Genomic DNA, 18,818 nt, shown 5'->3' on the forward strand with positions numbered 1-18,818 from the left:
GCGATCTCCCTGATCAATACGCCAGCTGGATCGAGCCATACACGCCGCGCTGACGGCGCGGCTGGATGCCCGGCACGATGCGGCCCAGATCCACATAGGCCGCTGTCAGCGAGAGATGCTTGTTCGGCGCCCAGGCAACGAACACGTCCTTCCAGTCGTCCTCGCGCAGCGCGTCGCCAAGGAGGGACGGATTCAGCTTGTCAGGCTTGGCGCGGTACTCGACGCCTACGGCCCACTGCTTGTTGATCAGATACGCCACCGACAACTCCGGCAGCAGCGAGTAGCTCTTGCTCGCCGTCCCTCCGAAGCCCAGCAGACCGTTCTGATTGGCCCGGCTGGCGCGCAGCGTCAGGTTCACCAGCGTGCTCTGCGCGAGGAAGAGCTTGGTCGCGCTCACGTAGACGTCGACCCCGTTGCGCTTGGCGCCGAGCGCCGTGAGCGTCGGCGCCAATCCGCCAGCGTCCAGGTGCTTGTACTCGACGCCCAGCGCGATCTGCGGCATCCAGGTGTCGGCGTCCAGCACCGCGTCACCGACCAACCGAAACTTGCCGCCCAGGATGCTCTGCTTGAGCCGCAAGCCCGGCAGCCCCAGCGCGGCGCCGGTCGACGAGGCGGAAAAATCCTGCTTCGCCAGCGAGAACTCGGCCCGGTCGCCAAAACCCAGCGCGGCGCCGTAGCCGGTCAGGCTGTAGTCCTGCAGCGGCAAACGCGTGAAGTAGGCGGTGGCGCCGATCTGGCCGTTGGTCGCGTAGCTGCCCGTCAGCGCCCACGGGGACAAGCCGCCGCCCGCGGCGCCGTCGATGCTGCTCACGCCTCCGGTCAACAGCAGCTTGCCTTGCGCCTGCGCCATACAAGCCAAGGGCGCGGCCAGCAGCAGGGAAAGGGCGAATCGAAGCAGAAGCGGTTTCATGACGGGAAACAGGGCGACATCGTCAGGCGCATCGCCGGGCTTCAGCGACGGGCGGGGCAGCGGCGCGGGGATTACCAGGCGCCGGTGTTGGGCATCGAGATCCAGGGCTCGGCCGGCGGCAGGGCCGGACCGTCCTGCAGCAGTTCGACCGAGATGCCGTCAGGCGAGCGCACGAACGCCATGCGGCCGTCGCGCGGTGGGCGGTTGACCAGCACGCCATGGTCCATCAGGCGCTGACAGGCGGCATAGATGTCCGGGACGGCATAGGCGACATGGCCGAAATTGCGGCCGCCGGCGTAGACCTCCGGATCCCAGTTGAAGGTGAGCTCGATCTGGGCATCCTCGTCGCCGGGCGCGGCCAGATAGATCAGCGTGAAGCGGCCTGCTTCGTGCTCGCTGCGGCGGACCTCCACCAGACCCAGCGCATCGCGGTAGAACTTCAGGGAGGCGTCGATGTCGGTCACGCGGACCATGGTGTGCAGATACTTCATGAGCGCTCGGCGGATGGCGAAGTGAAACAAATCGATGCTGCATTGTGGCCGCGCTCGGCCTCGCGTGCAGCACCCGGGCCATGTGCGATCAGCAGCGCGCCCGAGCAAGACCCGGCACCCGTAGCGGTCTTCTTCAACAGCGGCCCTTCTCGAACGCGATCACAGCGCCCGGAAACGACAAGGGCCCGCATCGGCGGGCCCTCGTGAAGTCGGAGCGCTCAGGCTCAGGTCGCTTGCGGCGCGGCGCCGTCGCCGCTCTGGGCGGCTTGCGCCAGACGCTGCGTCAGCTCCTTGCGGAAGCGATTCAGCTCCTGGACGCTGGCGAAGCTGCGCTCCATCAGCAGACTCATGTTGTGCAGGATGCGCTCGACGACCTTGGTCTCCCAGACGCTGTCGAACTGGATCTGCTTGTCCAGCCATTTCTCCAGCCACTCGGGATCGGGCAGGCGGCTCTGGATGGTGTCGCGCGGGAACAGCTTGGCGTTCACGTGCAGGTTGGTCGGGTGCAGCGCCTGGGCGGTACGACGCGCGCTGGCCATCAGCACCCCGACTTTGGCGAAGGCGGCACGCGCCTCATCGCCGAACTTGGTCATCGCGCGCTTCATGTAGCGCAGGTAGGCGCCGCCGTGACGGGCCTCGTCGCGCGACAGGGTCTCGTAGATCGCCTTGATGACCGGCTCGGTGTGCCATTCGGCGGCGCGACGGTACCAGTGGTTCAGACGGATCTCGCCGCAGAAGTGCAGCATCAGCGTCTCCAGCGCGGGAGCCGGATCGAACTCAAAGCGCACCTCGTGCAGCTCGGCTTCGGTCGGGACCATGTCCGGACGGAAACGGCGCAGGTATTCCATCAGCACCAGCGAATGCTTCTGCTCTTCGAAGAACCACACGCTCATGAAGGCCGAGAAGTCGCTGTCATCCTTGTTGTCGCGCAGGAACATCTCGGTGGCCGGCAGCGCCGACCACTCGGTGATCGCGTTCATCTTGATCGTGCGCGCCTGATCGTCCGTCAGCAGCGTGCCGTCGAACTTGTCCCACGGGATATCCGTGTCCATGTTCCAGCGCACAGCCTCGAGCTGTTTGAAGAGTTCGGGGTAAAGCATGTCAGCGTCCTGTTAAGCGCGGCGGATTCTACCGGTCGCACCATGACAATCCCTTACGGCGCCGCGCCGTGGGGGCGATCTGGCCTAATGCCGCTTCCGCCGGATCTCACGCCAGCTTCGGTTGTTACGCAGTCGGGCGCGGAGCCGGATCACATCGAATCAGGAGATCCCCCATGTCCGCCACCCTCGGCCTCTTCGTCCGTCGCTTCGCCGGCGGTTCCGCCCTTGCCGCCGCGGCCCTCGTGTCGGTGCTCGCCTCGCTGCCGGCCCGGAGCGCCCAGGCCGCGCCGGCCGCCGAGGCCTCGACCTCCGCCGCCACCTGCCCCGACCTGCTCCAACGGCAGATGCCGCGCCTGCAGGACGAAAAGCCCCAGGCCCTGTGCCAATACGCCGGCAAGGTGGTGCTGGTGGTCAACACGGCCAGCTTCTGCGGCTACACGCCGCAGTACAAGGCGTTGGAATCGATCTCCGCGCGCTATGCGGACAAGGGCCTGGTGGTGCTCGGATTTCCGTCCGGTGACTTCGGCAACCAGGAGTACGGCTCCAACAAGGAAATCGCCGAGTTCTGCGAGAACACCTTCAACGTGAAGTTCCCGATGTTCAGCAAGAGCAGCGTGGCCGCCGGCAAGGCTGATCTGAACCCGCTCTTCGCCGATCTGGCCAAGCGCACCGGCCAGGCGCCCAAGTGGAACTTCCACAAATACCTGATCTCCCGCGACGGCAAGCAGGTCATGAGTTTCGGCTCCAATGTCTCCCCGGACAGCGCGGCGTTCACGCAGGCGCTGGAGAAGCTGCTGACGCCCCAGTGATCGGTCTCGAAGGGCCGATGACATCGGCCCTTCCGGGCGCCTTTGAACGCCGACGCGTTGCCGGCGGAACACCTGCTGTCATCGGCCTGAAAACTGTCCCGGCTAGGCGGGACAGTGGTGACAGATGCTCACGTTTTCCTTCATCGGCAGGATGACAGCGCCTGCGATGCGTTGCACCATGATGCCTCGCTGAACACGGCGGCGCGATGAAGACTGGAGGAGACCTCGATCGCGACGACGCCCATCCGATGATGGGCACGCCGTTTGCCACGTTGGAGGAACGGTCCGTAGCAGGGCTCGCTTTGACCGACCTTAAAGGGCCGGAAGACGAAGTGGGGCCAACGGGTTTCCACCGATCCTGGCATCGACGGGAGTACATTCAGCACAGCATTTCAGCCGCAAGACCTGCTTCCTCGTGAAGCTGCAATCCCGAGGCCTTTCTCCTCCTCCTCCCTCCCTCCCTCGTTGGCCCGGGGCGTCTTGATGGCTTCTTTTCTTCCAAGGGCCTCCGCGATCGCGGAGGCCCTTTCCATTTCACCCGCACAATGGCTTGCCCAATGAAAAAGCGCGCCGTTCACGGCGCGCTTGGAGGCGAGTGAAGCGCTCGTTCAGGCCAACCAGCCCTTGCGGCGGAAGTAGATGAACGGCGCGGCCACCGACGCCACCATCAAGCCGATCGCGAAGTAGTAGCCGTACTTCCAATGCAATTCCGGCATGCCGTCGAAATTCATGCCGTAAACACTGGCGATCAGCGTCGGCGGGAGCAGTGCGACGCTGGCCACCGAGAAGATCTTGATGATCTTGTTCTGGTTGATGTTGATGAAGCCGACCGTCGCGTCCATCAGGAAGTTGATCTTGTCGAACAGGAACGCGGTGTGCGAGTCCAGCGAATCGATGTCGCGCAGGATCTGCCGGGACTCCTCGAACTGCTCCGCGTTGAGCATGCGGCTGCGCATCATGAAGCTGACCGCGCGGCGCGTGTCCATCACGTTGCGGCGGATGCGACCGTTCAAGTCTTCTTCGCGCGCGATGGCCGACAGCACCTCGCCCGCCTCGGTGTCGTTGACGTCCTTCTTCAAGACTCGGGCGCTGACCTTTTCCAGGTTGTCGTAGATACCCTCGAGCACGTCGGCCGAGTACTCCGCATCCGCGTCGTAGAGCTTGAGCAGCACGTCCTTGGCGTCCTCGATCAGCGCGGGAATGCGGCGCGCGCGCAGGCGCAGCAGGCGGAAGACGGGCAGATCTTCGTTGTGGATCGAGAACAGCACCTTCCCGTAGAGGATGAAGGCCACACGCACATTGCGCGGCGATTCCATGTCGTCAATCAGGAAGTCGGAGCGAATGTGCAGCTCACCGTTGTCTTCCTCGTAAAACCGGGCCGATTCCTCCAGATCTTCGTCGACGATGTCCTCGGGGATCACCAGGCCGAAGCGCTCACGGATCCAGTCCTTTTCCTCCGGCGTCGGGGACTCCAGGTCGACCCAGACGGGTTCGCGGCCGGAGCCGGTCACGGTCGCGAGATCCAGGGCGGTCGAGATCTCTTCCTGGAGCATGCCGCCCTTGAGGCGGCCATTGTCCAGCGTGAACACATTCAGCATGCGGGTCCTTCGTCGGCGTGCGGTCGCGCAGAGGCGCGAACGCGGACGCTCGAATGCGCGTTGACCGACCCGGGGAGCGGTGTGCGGGTCGCGACGCGGCGCGGTGTTTTCTGAGAGGACGGCCGTTCAGCGCGGCGGTCCGGGAGCAAGGGCTTTGGATGTGGCCCGTCTCACTCCGGACAAGCGCCGCGGCGGCGCTGCAGAGGGTCGGACGTGCGGAACGAGGGGTTCGGCACCGTCGTCGGCCAGGAACGCTGAGCGCTTAGAAGAGGCGGCGGATTGACGCTGGAGTGGACGGCCAACAAGGGTGGTCGCTGTCCAAGAGGGACTCCAGTAATCGGGATACGCAGGATTATCACATCGCCCCGAGAGCACCGGCAACCGCGCCAGGGCCCGCCGTGCAACATCCAGCATTCCAACACGGACCCCGCCATGTCGCAAGGCGGGAATATTCACCCCCAAACCTTGCTTTTGATCACTTGCCGGAGCCCCTTTTCGGGAGCAGACTGAACTCGTCCTTTCATCACCAGATCCTTCGGAACCCGCATGCCATCGGCCCTCGCGGCCTTTTCATCCTCAGACCAGCGCGTCGCGGCGCATGCCGCGCTCCCTGCGTCGAGCCTCGATCCCAGACGCCCCGCGCGCCGCTTCAAGACCCTCGTTCTTTCCGTTCCCCCGCATTCTTCCACCCCTACTTTCGAGCACACCCACCCTTAGACACCTCCGCTCTTTGTTCCGGCCCCAGCGGCCCTCACTTGTTTCCGACCAAGCCCTTGTGAAAGGAGGCTTTATGAACCTGACCATCAGCGGCCACCATCTCGAAGTGACACAGGCTCTGCGCGAATACGTGCTGAACAAGCTCAGCCGGGTGATCCGCCACTTTGACCAGGTCGTGGACGTCAACGTCCTGCTGACCGTGGAGAAGCAGAAGGAGAAGGATCGACGCCAGCGCGCGGAAGTGACGTTGCATGTGAAGGGACGGGAAATCTTCTGCGAGCACTCGCACGAAGACCTCTACGCCGCGATCGACGAGCTGATGGACAAGCTGGATCGGCAAGTCTGCCGCCACAAGGATCGAGTGCAAAACCACCATCACGCGTCCGCCAAACGGCTGGACCTGAACGCCGGCTGATCCGGCGGCAGTGAAAGCCCCTGGGGCTTTCCCCAGGTTCACGAGCAAGGCGGCCCCATGAGGCCGCCTTTTTGTCGAGAATTGTTGCAATGCAACAGCAATGGCGACGTTTTCACAGGTGCGTCGCATCCATGACGCCCGTCAAGGCGGCGTGATTCCTATAATCTCCACCCTTACCCCCGGATCTGCGCGTCGACCTGGTGCGCAGTACTTTCCCAGCTTCGCCGATCCATAACGACCGGCGCCTTGCCCGATGAACCGTCTCGCCGCCATCCTTCCCGCCAGCAACGTGCTGGTCGATGTGGACGCTTCCAGCAAAAAGCGGGTCTTCGAGCAGGCCGGATTGCTCTTCGAGAACAACCATTCGATCTCCCGCGCCTCGGTCACCGACAACCTGTTCGCCCGCGAACGGCTGGGCTCGACCGGACTGGGGCACGGCGTCGCGATCCCGCACGGCCGGATCAAGGGCCTGAAGAATCCGCTGGCCGCGGTGCTGCGCGTGCAGCAACCCATTGGCTTCGACGCGCCGGACGACGAGCCCGTCACGCTGCTGATCTTCCTGCTGGTTCCCGAGGCCGCCACCCAGCGCCATCTCGAGATCCTGTCCGAGATCGCCGAGATGCTCTCCGACCGCGAGCTGCGCGAACGGCTCAAGACCGAGTCCGACGCCGCCACGGTGCACCGTCTGATCGCCGATTGGGAACCGATGAAATCGGTCGCCTGAGACGCCAAGGCGCTCTCTACAACTCCGCTTCCGACCTGATTCGTGAAAGCTACCTCCATCAGCGCCGACCGGCTGTTCGAAGAACACCGCGAGGCCCTGCGCTGGGAGTGGATCGCGGGTCACGCCCATCCTGAGCGCCGCTTCGACGAAGCCGCGCTGCGCGACGCACAATCGGCCGCCGATCTGGTCGGCTACCTGAACTACATCCACCCCTATCGCGTCCAGATCGTGGGTCGGCGCGAGGTCGGCTATCTGAGCCAGGCCTCCGGCGACGTGCTGGACCGCCGCATCGCGCGCATCGTGACGCTGGAGCCGCCGGTCATCATCGTGGCCGACGATCAGCCCGCGCCCGACCGCCTGGTCGCCATGTGCGACCGCGCCGAGATCCCGCTGTTCACCACGGCCGAATCCGCCGGCCACGTCATCGACTTGGTGCGCGCCTATCTGGCGCATGTCTGCGCGAATCGCACGACGCGCCACGGCGTGTTCATGGACATCCTGGGCCTGGGCGTGCTGCTGACCGGCGAGTCCGGTCTGGGCAAGAGTGAACTGGGTCTGGAGCTGATCAGTCGCGGCCACGGCCTGGTCGCCGACGACGCGGTGGATTTCTTCCGCATCGCGCAGGAAGCGATCGAGGGCCGCTGCCCCGAGCTCTTGATGAATCTGCTGGAAGTCCGCGGCATCGGCCTGCTGGACATCAAGGCGATCTTCGGCGAGACGGCGGTGCGCCGGAAGATGCGGCTCAAGCTGATCGTGCACCTGGTCCGCAAAGAGACCATGGAGCGCGACTTCGAGCGCCTGCCCTACGAGCCGCTCTACGAGGACGTGCTGGGCATGCCGGTGCGCAAGGTCGTGATCGCGGTGGACGCCGGCCGCAACTTGGCGGTGCTGGTCGAGGCCGCCGTGCGCAACACCATCCTGCAGCTGCGCGGCATCGACACCTATCGCGAGTTCGTCGAGCGCCACCAGCGCGCCATCGAGCAAGGCCTCAACGACTCGAACTGAGCGCGGCCCGCGACGGGCGCGACGCTCCGCGCCTCAGCGCAGGCCCGACTTGTTCGGGCAGTCCTTCTTCACGCAATTGGCATACAGAGCCAGCGAGTGCTCCTGCAGCTGGAAGCCGCGCTCGAGCGCGATGGCGTGCTGGCGCTCTTCGATCTGCGGGTCGTAGAACTCCTCGACCACGCCGCAGGTCAGGCAGACCAAATGGTCGTGGTGATGGCCCTCGTTGAGCTCGAAGACCGCCTTGCCCGATTCGAAGTGGTTGCGCGACAGCAGCCCCGCTTGCTCGAACTGCGTCAGCACCCGATAGACCGTGGCCAGACCGATGTCCGCGCGCTCATCCAGCAAAGCTTTGTAAACATCCTCGGCGGTCATGTGCCGCTGCTGGGTGGTCTGGAAGATCTCCAGAATCTTGATGCGGGGCAGCGTGGCCTTGAGCCCGCTGTTCTTGATTTCGTCTGACCGGTTCATGGGGATTGCGCCTGCGGAAGAGCGTGGGTGCGAGCCGCTAGAATCCGCAGATCATAGCCCTTGCGCCTAGGCCCGGTTGCGCCATGTCATTGAATTCCCAAATCGCCCGCTTCGCCCGCCGGCCCTCTCTGCGCGGCACGACCCTGGGCCTCATGGCCGGTCTCCTGACGCTGGGCGGCTGCTCCCAGATGCCCAAGTTCGATGCGCTCTCGGTGAGCGGCGACAAGGTCTTGGGCCTGGTGACGCCCTACCGCGTCGAGATCGTCCAGGGCAACGTCGTGACCAAGGAGCAGCTCGCCCAGGTCAAGCCCGGCATGACCCGCGCGCAGGTCCGCGACGCGCTGGGTTCCCCGCTGCTGACCGACGTCTTCCATGAGGCGCGCTGGGATTACGTCTTCACGATCCGCCGTCAAGGCGCAGCCCCGCAGAACCGCCACATCCTGCTGACCTTCGACGGCGACAAGCTGTCCAAGATCGACGCCCCCGATGACCTGCCGACCGAGAAGGAATTCATCGCCTCGATCAACACGCTCAAGGTCAAGGGCGCGGAGCCCAAGCTCGAGCTGACCGAGGAAGAGCGCAAGGCGCTGCCCGCGCCAGCCAAGGTGGCCGCGACCACCGCCCCCGAGCCGATCGGCCCCACCCGCGAATATCCCCCGCTGGAAGCCCGTCGATGAGCCGCCTGCGCATCGCCATCACCGGCGCGTCCGGCCGCATGGGCCGCATGCTGATCGAGGCCGTGCTGGCCGCCGACGACCTGGAGCTGAGCGCCGCGATCGACCGGGAGGGCACGCCCTCGCTGGGTCAGGACGCCGGCGCGTTTCTCGGCCGCGCGACCGGCGTCGAGATCACCAGCGATCTCCGCGCCGGCCTGTCCCGGTCCGACGTGCTGATCGACTTCACCCGCCCCGAGGGCACGATGGCGCATCTGGCGCTGTGCGCGGAGCTGGGCGTGAAGACCGTGATCGGCACGACCGGCTTCAGCCCCGACGAGAAGGCCAAGATCGGCGAGTACGCCCAGCGCGCCGCCGTCATGATGGCGCCCAACATGAGCGTCGGCGTCAACGTCGTGCTCAAGCTGCTGGAACAGGCCTCCCAGGCGCTCTCGCACGGCTACGACATCGAGATCGTCGAGGCCCACCACCGCCACAAGGTCGACGCCCCCAGCGGCACCGCGCTGAAGATGGGCGAAGTCGTCGCCCAGGCGCTGGGCCGTGATCTGAAGACCTGCGCGGTCTACGGCCGTGAGGGCGTGACCGGCGAGCGCGACCCGTCCACCATCGGTTTCGCCACCGTGCGCGGCGGCGACGTGATCGGCGACCACACCGTGATGTACCTGGGCATCGGCGAGCGCATCGAGATCAGCCACAAGGCCTCCAGCCGCGCGACCTTCGCTCAGGGCAGCCTGCGCGCCGCGCGCTTCCTTGGCACGCGCGCGACGGGCCTGTTCGACATGAACGACGTGCTCGGCATCGCCTGAGCCGCACCGCCGCGATCCGATGCGCGAGCTGATCTCTCTCTGGCAGGCGGGCGACTCGGTCGCCCGCTTCGTTTCGCTGCTGCTGCTGGCGATGTCGGTGAGCAGCTGGGTGCTGATCTTCTGGCGAGGCTGGTTTCTGACCCGCGCGCGCCGCGACATCGCCCGCGGGCTGCCCGTGTTCTGGGCCGCCCCGGCACTCGCGCAGGGCCGCGATCAGCTGCAGGCGCTGGACCGGGAGGGCCTGATGGCGCCCCTGGTCGATGCCGCGATGTCGGAGAGCCCGGACGGCACGCTCGCCGCGTCGGCCCAGCGGCACTCGCAGCTGACCCGCCGCCTGCGCGACGCGCTGCATGCGGTGATCGCCGGCCTCAGCCGGGGTCAGGTCGTGCTGGCGACCATCGGCAGCACCGCTCCCTTCGTCGGGCTGTTCGGCACCGTCTGGGGCATCTATCACGCGCTGCTCAGCATCTCGTCGACGGGCAACTTCAGCCTGGACAAGGTGTCCGGTCCGGTCGGCGAGTCGCTGATCATGACCGCCGCCGGCCTGGCCGTCGCGATTCCGGCGGTGCTGGCCTACAACCTCTTCGGCAAGTGGGTCGGCGCCTGCGAGGCCGAGCTCGAAGGCTTCGCGCACGATCTGCGCGAGCTGCTCGGCGCTCCGACCTGAGCGCTGGTTCATCCCTCACTCGACCGCACCGGGCCTCATGCGATTCGGCCGCCTCGAACGACGCGAAGCGCCCAAGCCCATGGGCGAGATCAACATGACGCCGCTGATCGACGTCATGCTGGTGCTGCTGGTGATCTTCATCATCGCGGCGCCGCTGATGGGCAGCGCGCTCAAGCTGAACCTCCCGAAGAGCGATGCCGCCGCGCCCGGTCCGGGCTCGACATTCATCGCGCTGGCGATCACGCCCGAGGGCGAGTACCTGGTCGGCGAGAACAAGCTCGACGCCAAGACCGTCCGCGAGCGCCTGACCCAGCTGGCCGAACGCCAACCCGATGCGGAACTTCGCCTCAGCGCCGACCGCGAGGTGCCCTACGGCCGCGTGGCGCAACTGATCGGCTGGGCGCAGGCGGCCGGGCTGAACCGGATCGCCTTCGTCGCGGAGAACGGCGAGAGCGGTGAACCCGGCAGCGGCGCCCCGAGCGCCAATCGGACCACGCCGGCCAAGGCCAAGCGTCCGGCGGATCCGACGCCCGACACCTCCCGCTGACCCGCGCCGACGCCGGCCGCGGGCGGGCGTCCACCTACATACAATCGACGGCTACCTTGCCCGAAGCCCCCATGAACGAGAAATACGCCCCCTCCGAGGTCGAACAGGCCGCCCGCGATCACTGGAACGCCCGCGACGCCTATCGCGTCGTCGAGGACGCGTCCAAGCCCAAGTTCTACGCCTGCTCCATGCTGCCCTACCCGAGCGGCAAGCTGCACATGGGCCATGTCCGCAACTACACGATCAACGACATGTTGACGCGTCAGCTGCGCATGAAGGGCTACAACGTGCTGATGCCCATGGGTTGGGACGCGTTCGGCCTGCCGGCCGAGAACGCGGCGATGAAGAACAAGGTTCCGCCGGCGAAGTGGACCTACGACAACATCGCCTACATGAAGTCGCAGATGCAGGCGATGGGCCTGGCCATCGACTGGTCGCGCGAGATCGCCACCTGCAAGCCCGACTACTACCGCTGGAACCAGTGGCTGTTCCTGAAGATGCTGGAAGCCGGCATCGCCGAGCGCCGCACGCAGGTCGTGAACTGGGACCCGGTCGACCAGACCGTGCTGGCCAACGAGCAGGTCATCGACGGCAAGGGCTGGCGCTCGGGCGCGACGGTCGAGAAGCGCGAGATCCCCGGCTACTACCTGAAGATCACCGATTACGCCGAGGAACTGCTGGCCGCCGTGGCCGATCCCTCGGACAAGAACTACCTGTCCGGCTGGCCCGAGCGCGTGCGCCTGATGCAGGAGAACTGGATCGGCAAGAGCGAGGGCGTGCGCTTCGCCTTCCCGCACGACATCCAGGGCGCGGACGGCCAACCCATCCAGGGCGGCCTGCTGTACGTGTTCACGACGCGCGCCGACACCATCATGGGCGTCACTTTCTGCGCCGTGGCCCCGGAACACCCGCTGGCCGCTCACGCCGCCGCGACGAACCCGGCCCTGGCCGCGTTCATCGAGGAATGCAAGCAAGGCGGCACGACCGAGGCCGAACTGGCGACGCAGGACAAGAAGGGCCTGGCGACCGGCCTGTTCGTGACGCATCCGCTGACCGGCGAGAAGATCGAAGTCTGGGTCGGCAACTACGTGCTGATGAGCTATGGCGACGGCGCCGTGATGGGCGTGCCCGCGCATGACGAGCGCGACTTCGCCTTCGCCAACAAATACGGCATCGCGCTCAAGCAGGTCGTGAAGGTCGGCGACGAGCCGTGGAGCGCCGACGCCTGGGCCGATTCCTACGGCGACAAGGTCAAGGGCCTGTGCATCAACTCCGGCGTGCTGGACGGCCTGACGCACAAGCAGGCGGTGGACAAGGTCGCTGAACTGCTGGGCGCCAAGGGCCTGGGCGAGAAGAAGACCACCTGGCGCCTGCGCGACTGGGGCGTGAGCCGCCAGCGCTACTGGGGCACGCCCATCCCCATCATCCATTGCGAGACCTGCGGCCCCGTGCCGGTCCCGGAGAAGGACCTCCCGGTGGTCCTGCCCGAGGACTGCATCCCCGACGGCAGCGGCAATCCGCTGAACAAGCGCGCCGACTTCCTGAACTGCGCCTGCCCCAAGTGCGGCGCGCCGGCCCAGCGCGAGACGGACACGATGGACACCTTCGTGGACAGCTCGTGGTACTTCATGCGCTATTGCGACGCGACCAATCCGGAGCAGATGGTCGCCAGCGGCACCGACTACTGGATGCCGATGGACCAGTACATCGGCGGCATCGAGCACGCGATCCTGCACCTGCTGTACGCGCGCTTCTGGACCAAGGTCATGCGCGACCTCAAGCTCATCAAGTTCAATGAGCCGTTCACGAATCTGCTGACCCAGGGCATGGTGCTCAAGGGCGCCTTCTTCCGCAAGCCGGAAGACGCCGGCAAGCTCTATTACTGGGAGCACGAGGTCGACGTCACCCGCAACGAGCACGGCCAGCCCACCGGCGGCACGCTCAAGGCCGACGGTCAGCCGCTCGAGTACGAGATGACGACGATGTCGAAGTCCAAGAACAACGGCGTCGACCCGCAGGCCCTGATCGACGAATACGGCGCCGACACGGCCCGTCTGTTTGTGATGTTCGCGTCTCCGCCGGAGCAGACGCTGGAGTGGAACGACGCCGGCGTCGAGGGCGCGCATCGCTTCCTCAAGCGGGTGTGGGGCTTCGGCGCCAAGCACGCCGACGCGATCAAGACCGGCGGCGCGGACTTCGCCGCGCTGAACGACGACGGCAAGGCGCTGCGCCGCGAGGTGCACCTGGTGCTCAAGCAGGTCTCGTACGACTACGAGCGCATGCAGTACAACACCGTGGTCTCCGGCGCGATGAAGCTGCTGAACGCGCTCGAGGGCTTCAAGGCCGAGGGCCAGTCGGCCGCGGTGCGCGAAGGCTTCTCGGTGCTGCTGCGCGTGATCTACCCGGCCTGCCCGCACATCGCGCACACACTGTGGGCGGAACTGGGCTTCGCGGCCGAGCTCGGCGAGCTGCTGGACGCGGCCTGGCCCACGGTCGACGAGTCGGCCCTGGTGCAGGACCAGATCGAGCTGATGCTGCAGGTCAACGGCAAGCTGCGCGGCTCGATCAAGGTCGCGGCCTCGGCCGACAAGGCCGCGATCGAGGCGATCGCGCTGGCCAGTCCCGACTTCGAGAAGTTCGCCGAGGGGAAGACGCCCAAGAAGGTCGTCATCGTCCCCGGCCGTCTCGTCAACCTGGTGGTCTGACGCCATGAAGCGCCGCGATCTGCTGTCGTTCGGAACCTTCGGCGCGCTGGGCGCCGCAGCCCTGCTGTCGGGCTGCGGCTTCGAGCTGCGCAAGGAGCCGGTGTACCACTTCAAGACGCTGGCGCTGACCGGCTTCATCCCGCACTCCCCGCTCGCGCAGGAGCTGCGTCGCCAGGTGGCGCGCAGCACCGTGCAGCTGGTCGAGGATCCCAACCGCGCCGACGTCATCCTGGAGGTCCAGCGCGAGGTCCGCGACAAGACCTCGGTGGCGACCACCGCCGCCGGTCAGATCACCGAATGGCAGCTGCGGCTGTCGCTGGACTACTCGCTGCGCACGGCCGGCGGGGACATCCTGCTGCCCCGCACCGAGCTGCGGCTGACCCGCGACATGAACTACAGCGAAAGCGCCGCCCTGGCCAAGGAGCAGGAGGAAGCCTCGCTGCAGAAGGCCATGCAGGTCGAGGCCGTCGGCCTGCTGCTGCGCCGCCTGGCCGCGGTGCATCTGCCGTCCTGAGGACGGGCGCGCTGACACGATGCAGATCAAAGCCGAGGCCCTCGCGGGTCATCTGTCCAAGGGCCTGAAGGCGGTCTACGTCGTGCACGGCGACGAGCCGCTGCTGGCGCAGGAAGCCGCCGACCTGCTGCGCGCCGAGGCTCGCAAGCAGGGCTACAGCGAGCGCCAGGTCTTCACCGTCGTCGGCGGCTATTTCGACTGGGCGCCGGTGATCGCCGCGTCCCAGGCGATGAGCCTGTTCGCGGACAAGCAGCTGATCGAGATCCGCATCCCCGGCGGCAAGCCCGGCAAGGACGGCTCCGAGGCGCTGCAGCGCTACGTCGAGGGCCTGCCGCCCGACGTGCTGACGCTGGTCACGCTCCCGCGCCTGGACAAGACGCAGCTGAGCAGCGCCTGGTTCACCGCGCTGGACGCGGCGGGCGTGTCGGTCAAGGTCGATCCGGTGGAGCGCCGCGAGCTGCCCGCCTGGATCGCGCGGCGCCTGCAGCAGCAGGGCCAGCCGGTCGCGTCCGGTCCTGACGGCCAGCAGGCGCTGGAGTTCTTCGCCGACCGGGTCGAGGGCAATCTGCTCGCCGCGCACCAGGAGCTGCAGAAGCTGGCGCTGCTGCACCCGCCGGGCGAGCTCAGCCTGCAGCAGATCGAGGCGGCCGTCCTGGACGTGGCGCGCTTCGACGTCTTCAAGCTCAGCGAGGCGCTGCTGAGCGGCCGGGTCGGCCGCGTCCTGCGCATGCTCGACGGTCTGAAGGCCGAGGGCGAGGCCGCGGTGCTGGTGCACTGGACCATGGCCGAGGACATACGCTCGCTCAAGCGCGTGCATGACGCCGTCGGCGCCGGCAAGCCGCTGCCCATGGCGCTGCGCGAGGCGCGCGTCTGGGGACCGAAGGAGCGCCTGTTCGAGCGCATCGTTCCGCAACTCCACGGCGCCGCGCTGGCGCGGCTGCTGGTGGCCGCGCAGATCTGCGACGGCATCGTCAAGGGCCTGCGCCATCCCGAATGGCCCACCGATCCGTGGGAAGCCCTGGCCCGATTGGCCCTGATGCTGGAGCAAGCCCTGCATCCGCCGGCCCAGAAAACCCGCTATGGTTGACGCCTTGTCGTTCATCAGGCGCCGTCGATGCGTTTCCCACCGCTCCTGCTGACCATCGCCCTGGCGGGCCTGAGCGCCCTGGCGTTCGGCACCGCCCATGCGGCGCCCTGGACCGTCCAGGTCCGCGATGCCAGCGGCGCGCCCGTGCCCGATGCGGTCGTCGCCGTCGAGCTGCGTGGCCAGCCCGCCAAGGCCGCGGCCGGGGTCACCGCCACCATGGGCCAGAAGGACCGCCAGTTCACCCCGCAGCTGCTGATCGTGCAGACCGGCACGGCGGTGAACTTCCCCAACTTCGACACCGTCCGACACCACGTCTACTCGTTCTCGCCGACCAAGCGCTTCGAGCTGAAGCTGTACTCGGGCACGCCGGCCGAGCCGGTGGTCTTCGACAAGTCCGGCGTGGCCCAGCTGGGTTGCAACATCCACGACCGCATGAGCGCCCACATCGTCGTCGTCGACACGCCGGTGTTCGGCCGCAGCGACGCGCAGGGCGAGGTCAAGCTGGACCTGCCGGCCGGCGAGCACCGCCTGCGCCTGTGGGCCGCGCGGCTGGGCAATGCCGCGCCGACGGTGCAGCCCCTGACGGTGGCCGCCGGCGCGCCCGGCGTGCTGAAGGTGGAACTGCGCGACTGACGCCATGCCGATGCGCTGGCCCGACTTCCTCAACCTGCGGCGGCTGGAGGGGCGCATCGTCGCGCTGTTCCTGGCGCTGCTGCTGGTGGTGCAGCTGCTCAACCTGGCGCTGATCAGCCAGGGCATCGGCCGCAACGCGCGGGCCTCGGTGGCCGAGGAACTCGCCGCGGGCGAGCGCATCTTCACCCAGCTGGTCGAGCAGGACGCCGAGCAGCGCGGCCTGATCGCCGACCTGCTGCAGTCCGATTACGGCCTGCGCCAACTGGTGGGCGCGGGCATCCAGGGCGACGAGCTGCGCTCGACGCTGCAGGACGTCTTCAGGAACCTGAGCGAGCGCGGCGAGGCCTCCTTCATCGGCTACGCCAACGACGCCTTCCAGTTGGTCACCGCCACCGACCCCATCGCCGGCCAGGTCGCGCCGATGCTGCGCGGGGTGAGCCGGCAGCAGCAGGGGCGCACGCAGAGCCAGATCGTGCTGCTGGGCGACAAGGCCTATCAGGTGGTGGTGGCGCGCATGCGCGCCGCGGGTCTGGGCGGCTGGGTGTTCATGGGCTTCGAGATGCGCCAGGACCAGCTGCGGGAGCTGCGCCGCATCGCCAACATCGAGGGCGTGCTGCTGAGCCGGCCCGAGCACGGCGCCTGGACCGTGCTGGCCAGCGTGCTGGACACCGCCAACACCGAGCTCGTCCTGCGCGAGCTGCCCACGATCGCGCAACCCGGCGCGGGCGGCGGTGATCGCGTCGATCAAGCGGCGGCGCAGACTTTCCAGATGCACATCGACGGCGAGCAGTTCCAGGCCCGGCTGCAGCCGCTGGCCCACGGCGGCGACGACAAGCGCCTGATGGCGGTGCTGCTGCTGCGCTCGGTGGACGACGCGCTCGCGCCCTATCGCCAGCTGCAATGGATGCTGCTGGGCCTGAGCCTGGCCGGCGTGGCGGTGTTCGCGATCGGCGCCGTGCTGACGGCGCGGCGCATCAGCGAACCGGTCAAAGCCCTGGCAGGCGAGGCGCGCCGGCTGGGCGCGGGCGATTACGCGCGGCCGGTGACGCGGCCCTCGCGCGACGAGATCGGCGATCTGGCCGAGGCCTTCGAGGCCATGCGCCAGGGCATCCGCGCGCGCGAGGAGGAAGTCCACCGCCTCGCCTTCTGGGACCCGCTGACCGACCTGCCCAACCGCGAACAGTTCAGCCAGGCGCTGGCGCGGCGCATCGCCGACAACGACCAGCGCTTCGCGCTGCTGATGTTGAATCTGGACCGCTTCAAGCACGTCAACGACGTGCTGGGCCGCGGCTTCGGCGACCGGCTGCTGCGCGCGGTGGCGGACCGGCTGCGACACCTGCTCAAGGACGAGGTGAGTCTGATCGCGCGGCTGGGCGGCGACGAGTTCCTGCTGCTGATTGAGGACGCCGGCGCGACCCGCGCCGAGGCCGTCTGCAAGCGCATCCAGCGCGACTTCGAGCGCGCGCTCAGCATCGACGACCAGACGGTGGACCTGTCGGCCGGGATGGGCGTGTCGCTGTACCCGCAGCATGGGCGTGACTCGGCCATGCTGCTCGCGCGCGCCGAGCTCGCGATGCACGCGGCCAAGCGCGGCCAGAGCGGCTGCGAGGTCTACGCGCCCAGCATGGATGCGGCCAGCCAGGAATCGCTGTCGCTGCTGAGCGAGCTGCGCCACGCGATCGATGCCGGCGAGCTGCGGCTGTTCCTGCAACCCAAGGTGGACCTGCACAGCCAGCGCATCGCCGGCGCCGAGGCGTTGGTGCGCTGGCAGCATCCGACGCGCGGCATGGTGCCGCCGATGGAGTTCATCCCCTTCGCCGAGCAGACCGGCTTCATCCGCCAGATCACCGCCTGGATGCTGCATGCGGCCGCGCAGGCCTGGATCGGCCTGGAGCGCGAGGGGCTGGCCGTGCCCATCAGCGTCAACCTGTCCACCCGCGATCTGATGGACCAGGATCTGGCGATCAAGGTCGCGGATCTGGCGGCCGGGGTGCCGCCGTCGGCGCTGTGCCTGGAGATCACCGAGTCCGCGATCATGGACGATCCGCAGCGTGCGCTGCAGACGCTGGAACAACTGCACGCGCTGGGCTTCAAGCTGTCCATCGACGACTTCGGGACGGGCTACTCCTCGCTGGCCTATCTGAAGCAGCTGTCGGTGGACGAGCTCAAGATCGACCGCAGCTTCGTGATGAACATGGAGCGCGACATCGACGACGCGAAGATCGTGCGCTCCACCATCGAGCTGGCCCACAACCTGGGGCTGAGCGTGGTCGCCGAGGGGCTGGAAACGCCCAAGGCCTGGACGCTGCTGCAGACGCTGGGCTGCGATCAGGGTCAGGGCTATCTGCTGGCGCGGCCCATGCCCGGCGACCAGTTCCCCGACTGGCTCAAGAACTGGCAGCCGCCGGACCTGGGCGACGCCCGCGCGAGCACCATCCTCGCGAACCTGTGAGGCTCACTGGCAGACGCCGCTGCGCCAGGCCGGCATGCCGGGCTTGACCGGCACGAGCTTGCGAGCCTCCTTCGCTTCACCGCCCTCGATCGCGCCGGCACCCGGGCCCGGCATCAGACAGAACTTGGCGATGTAGCCCTGGGTCGAATCGCCCGGATCGGACGAGCGTCCGTTCAAGTAGACCTGGTAGACGCGGCCCGTCTTCAGCGACGCCGGCTTGATGGCGTCGCCGTCGGCCTGGCCGTAGGCGATGCAGGCCGACGCCGACAGCGGCGTACGCGCCGGATCGAGACTGGCGCGCCACACGTCCGTCACCGGCTTGGACGACTCGTCGGACACGGCCACCGCATGCACACGAACATGCGGGCCGCGCGAGGCCTCCTTCGCGGTGAGCGCGAAGCACGGTTGCCCGTCCTTCTCGACGACCTCGGCCTCACCCATGCGCGACATGGCGCAAGCGCTGTTCAGCGCGGCACAAAAGGCCAGCGCGAGCGCG

General features: G+C 67.4%; 19 protein-coding genes. 13 read left to right on the plus strand and 6 right to left on the minus strand.

All coding sequences use genetic code 11. The features are described from left to right. Positions 1-13 precede the first annotated feature (13 nt). The 3 genes from ABDW59_RS07475 to ABDW59_RS07485 form a co-directional block, all read right to left on the minus strand. Complete coding sequence (locus tag ABDW59_RS07475; protein ID WP_343628964.1) at positions 14-910, minus strand: DUF3034 family protein; 897 nt, start codon at positions 908-910, stop codon at positions 14-16. A 71-nt stretch (positions 911-981) separates the two neighbouring features. Further along, on the minus strand, positions 982-1,401 hold the full coding sequence (locus ABDW59_RS07480; protein ID WP_343628965.1) for a VOC family protein: 420 nt from the start codon (positions 1,399-1,401) through the stop codon (positions 982-984). A gap of 224 nt (positions 1,402-1,625) precedes the next feature. Continuing rightward, entirely contained in the window at positions 1,626-2,501 is an 876-nt protein-coding gene (locus ABDW59_RS07485; RefSeq protein ID WP_343628966.1) for a ferritin-like domain-containing protein, read from the minus strand. A gap of 173 nt (positions 2,502-2,674) precedes the next feature. Between ABDW59_RS07485 and ABDW59_RS07490 the strand changes: the two genes are divergently transcribed. Continuing rightward, a complete protein-coding gene (locus tag ABDW59_RS07490) occupies positions 2,675-3,310 on the plus strand; it encodes a glutathione peroxidase (RefSeq protein WP_343628967.1) in 636 nt (211 codons plus the stop codon). Positions 3,311-3,918: 608 nt separating this feature from the next. On the opposite strand, the gene corA is transcribed toward ABDW59_RS07490, so the two are convergent. Next, the gene (corA, locus tag ABDW59_RS07495) at positions 3,919-4,908 is read right to left on the minus strand and encodes a magnesium/cobalt transporter CorA (protein ID WP_343628968.1); all 990 of its coding nucleotides are present in this window, start codon (positions 4,906-4,908) and stop codon (positions 3,919-3,921) included. Between the two features lie 790 nt (positions 4,909-5,698). On the opposite strand from corA, the gene raiA reads away from it, so the two are divergent. The 3 genes from raiA (at position 5,699) to hprK (ending at position 7,769) form a co-directional block, all read left to right on the plus strand. After that, positions 5,699-6,040, plus strand: a complete 342-nt coding sequence (gene raiA, locus ABDW59_RS07500; protein ID WP_343628969.1) for a ribosome-associated translation inhibitor RaiA — start codon at positions 5,699-5,701, stop codon at positions 6,038-6,040. A 253-nt stretch (positions 6,041-6,293) separates the two neighbouring features. Further along, the gene (gene ptsN, locus ABDW59_RS07505; RefSeq protein ID WP_343628970.1) at positions 6,294-6,764 is read left to right on the plus strand and encodes a PTS IIA-like nitrogen regulatory protein PtsN; all 471 of its coding nucleotides are present in this window, start codon (positions 6,294-6,296) and stop codon (positions 6,762-6,764) included. Between the two features lie 42 nt (positions 6,765-6,806). Beyond that, positions 6,807-7,769: an HPr(Ser) kinase/phosphatase gene (gene hprK / locus ABDW59_RS07510; RefSeq protein ID WP_343628972.1), complete on the plus strand. Its 963-nt coding sequence runs from the start codon at positions 6,807-6,809 to the stop codon at positions 7,767-7,769. 33 nt (positions 7,770-7,802) lie between these two features. Here the strand turns inward: hprK and fur are convergent, their stop codons facing one another. Then, entirely contained in the window at positions 7,803-8,237 is a 435-nt protein-coding gene (gene fur, locus ABDW59_RS07515) for a ferric iron uptake transcriptional regulator (RefSeq protein ID WP_343628973.1), read from the minus strand. Between the two features lie 83 nt (positions 8,238-8,320). Here fur and ABDW59_RS07520 point away from each other — a divergent pair, with 83 nt between their 5' ends. The 9 genes from ABDW59_RS07520 to ABDW59_RS07560 all read left to right on the plus strand — a co-directional run bounded on the left by ABDW59_RS07520 (position 8,321) and on the right by ABDW59_RS07560 (position 18,322). Beyond that, positions 8,321-8,914: an outer membrane protein assembly factor BamE gene (locus ABDW59_RS07520; RefSeq protein ID WP_343628974.1), complete on the plus strand. Its 594-nt coding sequence runs from the start codon at positions 8,321-8,323 to the stop codon at positions 8,912-8,914. Further along, positions 8,911-9,717, plus strand: a complete 807-nt coding sequence (gene dapB / locus ABDW59_RS07525; protein WP_343628975.1) for a 4-hydroxy-tetrahydrodipicolinate reductase — start codon at positions 8,911-8,913, stop codon at positions 9,715-9,717. The genes ABDW59_RS07520 and dapB overlap by 4 nt, the downstream gene beginning before the upstream one ends. Before the next feature lie 19 nt (positions 9,718-9,736). Next, the gene (locus ABDW59_RS07530) at positions 9,737-10,384 is read left to right on the plus strand and encodes a MotA/TolQ/ExbB proton channel family protein (RefSeq protein ID WP_343628976.1); all 648 of its coding nucleotides are present in this window, start codon (positions 9,737-9,739) and stop codon (positions 10,382-10,384) included. Between the two features lie 37 nt (positions 10,385-10,421). Beyond that, a complete protein-coding gene (locus tag ABDW59_RS07535) occupies positions 10,422-10,931 on the plus strand; it encodes a biopolymer transporter ExbD (protein ID WP_343628977.1) in 510 nt (169 codons plus the stop codon). Between the two features lie 71 nt (positions 10,932-11,002). Then, the gene (gene leuS / locus ABDW59_RS07540) at positions 11,003-13,636 is read left to right on the plus strand and encodes a leucine--tRNA ligase (RefSeq protein ID WP_343628978.1); all 2,634 of its coding nucleotides are present in this window, start codon (positions 11,003-11,005) and stop codon (positions 13,634-13,636) included. 4 nt (positions 13,637-13,640) lie between these two features. Then, positions 13,641-14,150, plus strand: coding sequence for an LPS assembly lipoprotein LptE (lptE, locus tag ABDW59_RS07545; protein WP_343628980.1), 510 nt, complete (start codon positions 13,641-13,643; stop codon positions 14,148-14,150). 19 nt (positions 14,151-14,169) lie between these two features. After that, positions 14,170-15,237, plus strand: a complete 1,068-nt coding sequence (gene holA, locus ABDW59_RS07550) for a DNA polymerase III subunit delta (RefSeq protein ID WP_343628981.1) — start codon at positions 14,170-14,172, stop codon at positions 15,235-15,237. 27 nt (positions 15,238-15,264) lie between these two features. Continuing rightward, complete coding sequence (locus ABDW59_RS07555; RefSeq protein ID WP_343628982.1) at positions 15,265-15,870, plus strand: methylamine utilization protein; 606 nt, start codon at positions 15,265-15,267, stop codon at positions 15,868-15,870. A 4-nt stretch (positions 15,871-15,874) separates the two neighbouring features. Next, positions 15,875-18,322, plus strand: coding sequence for an EAL domain-containing protein (locus ABDW59_RS07560; protein WP_343628984.1), 2,448 nt, complete (start codon positions 15,875-15,877; stop codon positions 18,320-18,322). A 3-nt stretch (positions 18,323-18,325) separates the two neighbouring features. Here ABDW59_RS07560 and ABDW59_RS07565 read toward each other — a convergent pair whose 3' ends face one another. Continuing rightward, positions 18,326-18,772 carry a hypothetical protein gene (locus ABDW59_RS07565; protein ID WP_343628986.1) on the minus strand — a complete coding sequence of 149 codons (447 nt, stop codon included), beginning with the start codon at positions 18,770-18,772 and terminating at the stop codon, positions 18,326-18,328. Positions 18,773-18,818: the final 46 nt, after the last annotated feature.

It is taken from the genome of Roseateles sp. (assembly GCF_039595295.1).
Lineage (GTDB): Bacteria > Pseudomonadota > Gammaproteobacteria > Burkholderiales > Burkholderiaceae_C > Roseateles.

Coding starts and splice junctions, on each gene's coding strand:
- ABDW59_RS07475 (WP_343628964.1), bottom strand. CDS start 910: ATGAAACCGCTTCTGCTTCGATTCGCCCTTTCCCTGCTGCTGGCCGCG.
- ABDW59_RS07480 (WP_343628965.1), bottom strand. CDS start 1,401: ATGAAGTATCTGCACACCATGGTCCGCGTGACCGACATCGACGCCTCC.
- ABDW59_RS07485 (WP_343628966.1), bottom strand. CDS start 2,501: ATGCTTTACCCCGAACTCTTCAAACAGCTCGAGGCTGTGCGCTGGAAC.
- ABDW59_RS07490 (WP_343628967.1), top strand. CDS start 2,675: ATGTCCGCCACCCTCGGCCTCTTCGTCCGTCGCTTCGCCGGCGGTTCC.
- corA (WP_343628968.1), bottom strand. CDS start 4,908: ATGCTGAATGTGTTCACGCTGGACAATGGCCGCCTCAAGGGCGGCATG.
- raiA (WP_343628969.1), top strand. CDS start 5,699: ATGAACCTGACCATCAGCGGCCACCATCTCGAAGTGACACAGGCTCTG.
- ptsN (WP_343628970.1), top strand. CDS start 6,294: ATGAACCGTCTCGCCGCCATCCTTCCCGCCAGCAACGTGCTGGTCGAT.
- fur (WP_343628973.1), bottom strand. CDS start 8,237: ATGAACCGGTCAGACGAAATCAAGAACAGCGGGCTCAAGGCCACGCTG.
- ABDW59_RS07520 (WP_343628974.1), top strand. CDS start 8,321: ATGTCATTGAATTCCCAAATCGCCCGCTTCGCCCGCCGGCCCTCTCTG.
- dapB (WP_343628975.1), top strand. CDS start 8,911: ATGAGCCGCCTGCGCATCGCCATCACCGGCGCGTCCGGCCGCATGGGC.
- ABDW59_RS07530 (WP_343628976.1), top strand. CDS start 9,737: ATGCGCGAGCTGATCTCTCTCTGGCAGGCGGGCGACTCGGTCGCCCGC.
- ABDW59_RS07535 (WP_343628977.1), top strand. CDS start 10,422: ATGCGATTCGGCCGCCTCGAACGACGCGAAGCGCCCAAGCCCATGGGC.
- leuS (WP_343628978.1), top strand. CDS start 11,003: ATGAACGAGAAATACGCCCCCTCCGAGGTCGAACAGGCCGCCCGCGAT.
- lptE (WP_343628980.1), top strand. CDS start 13,641: ATGAAGCGCCGCGATCTGCTGTCGTTCGGAACCTTCGGCGCGCTGGGC.
- holA (WP_343628981.1), top strand. CDS start 14,170: ATGCAGATCAAAGCCGAGGCCCTCGCGGGTCATCTGTCCAAGGGCCTG.
- ABDW59_RS07555 (WP_343628982.1), top strand. CDS start 15,265: ATGCGTTTCCCACCGCTCCTGCTGACCATCGCCCTGGCGGGCCTGAGC.
- ABDW59_RS07560 (WP_343628984.1), top strand. CDS start 15,875: ATGCCGATGCGCTGGCCCGACTTCCTCAACCTGCGGCGGCTGGAGGGG.
- ABDW59_RS07565 (WP_343628986.1), bottom strand. CDS start 18,772: ATGTCGCGCATGGGTGAGGCCGAGGTCGTCGAGAAGGACGGGCAACCG.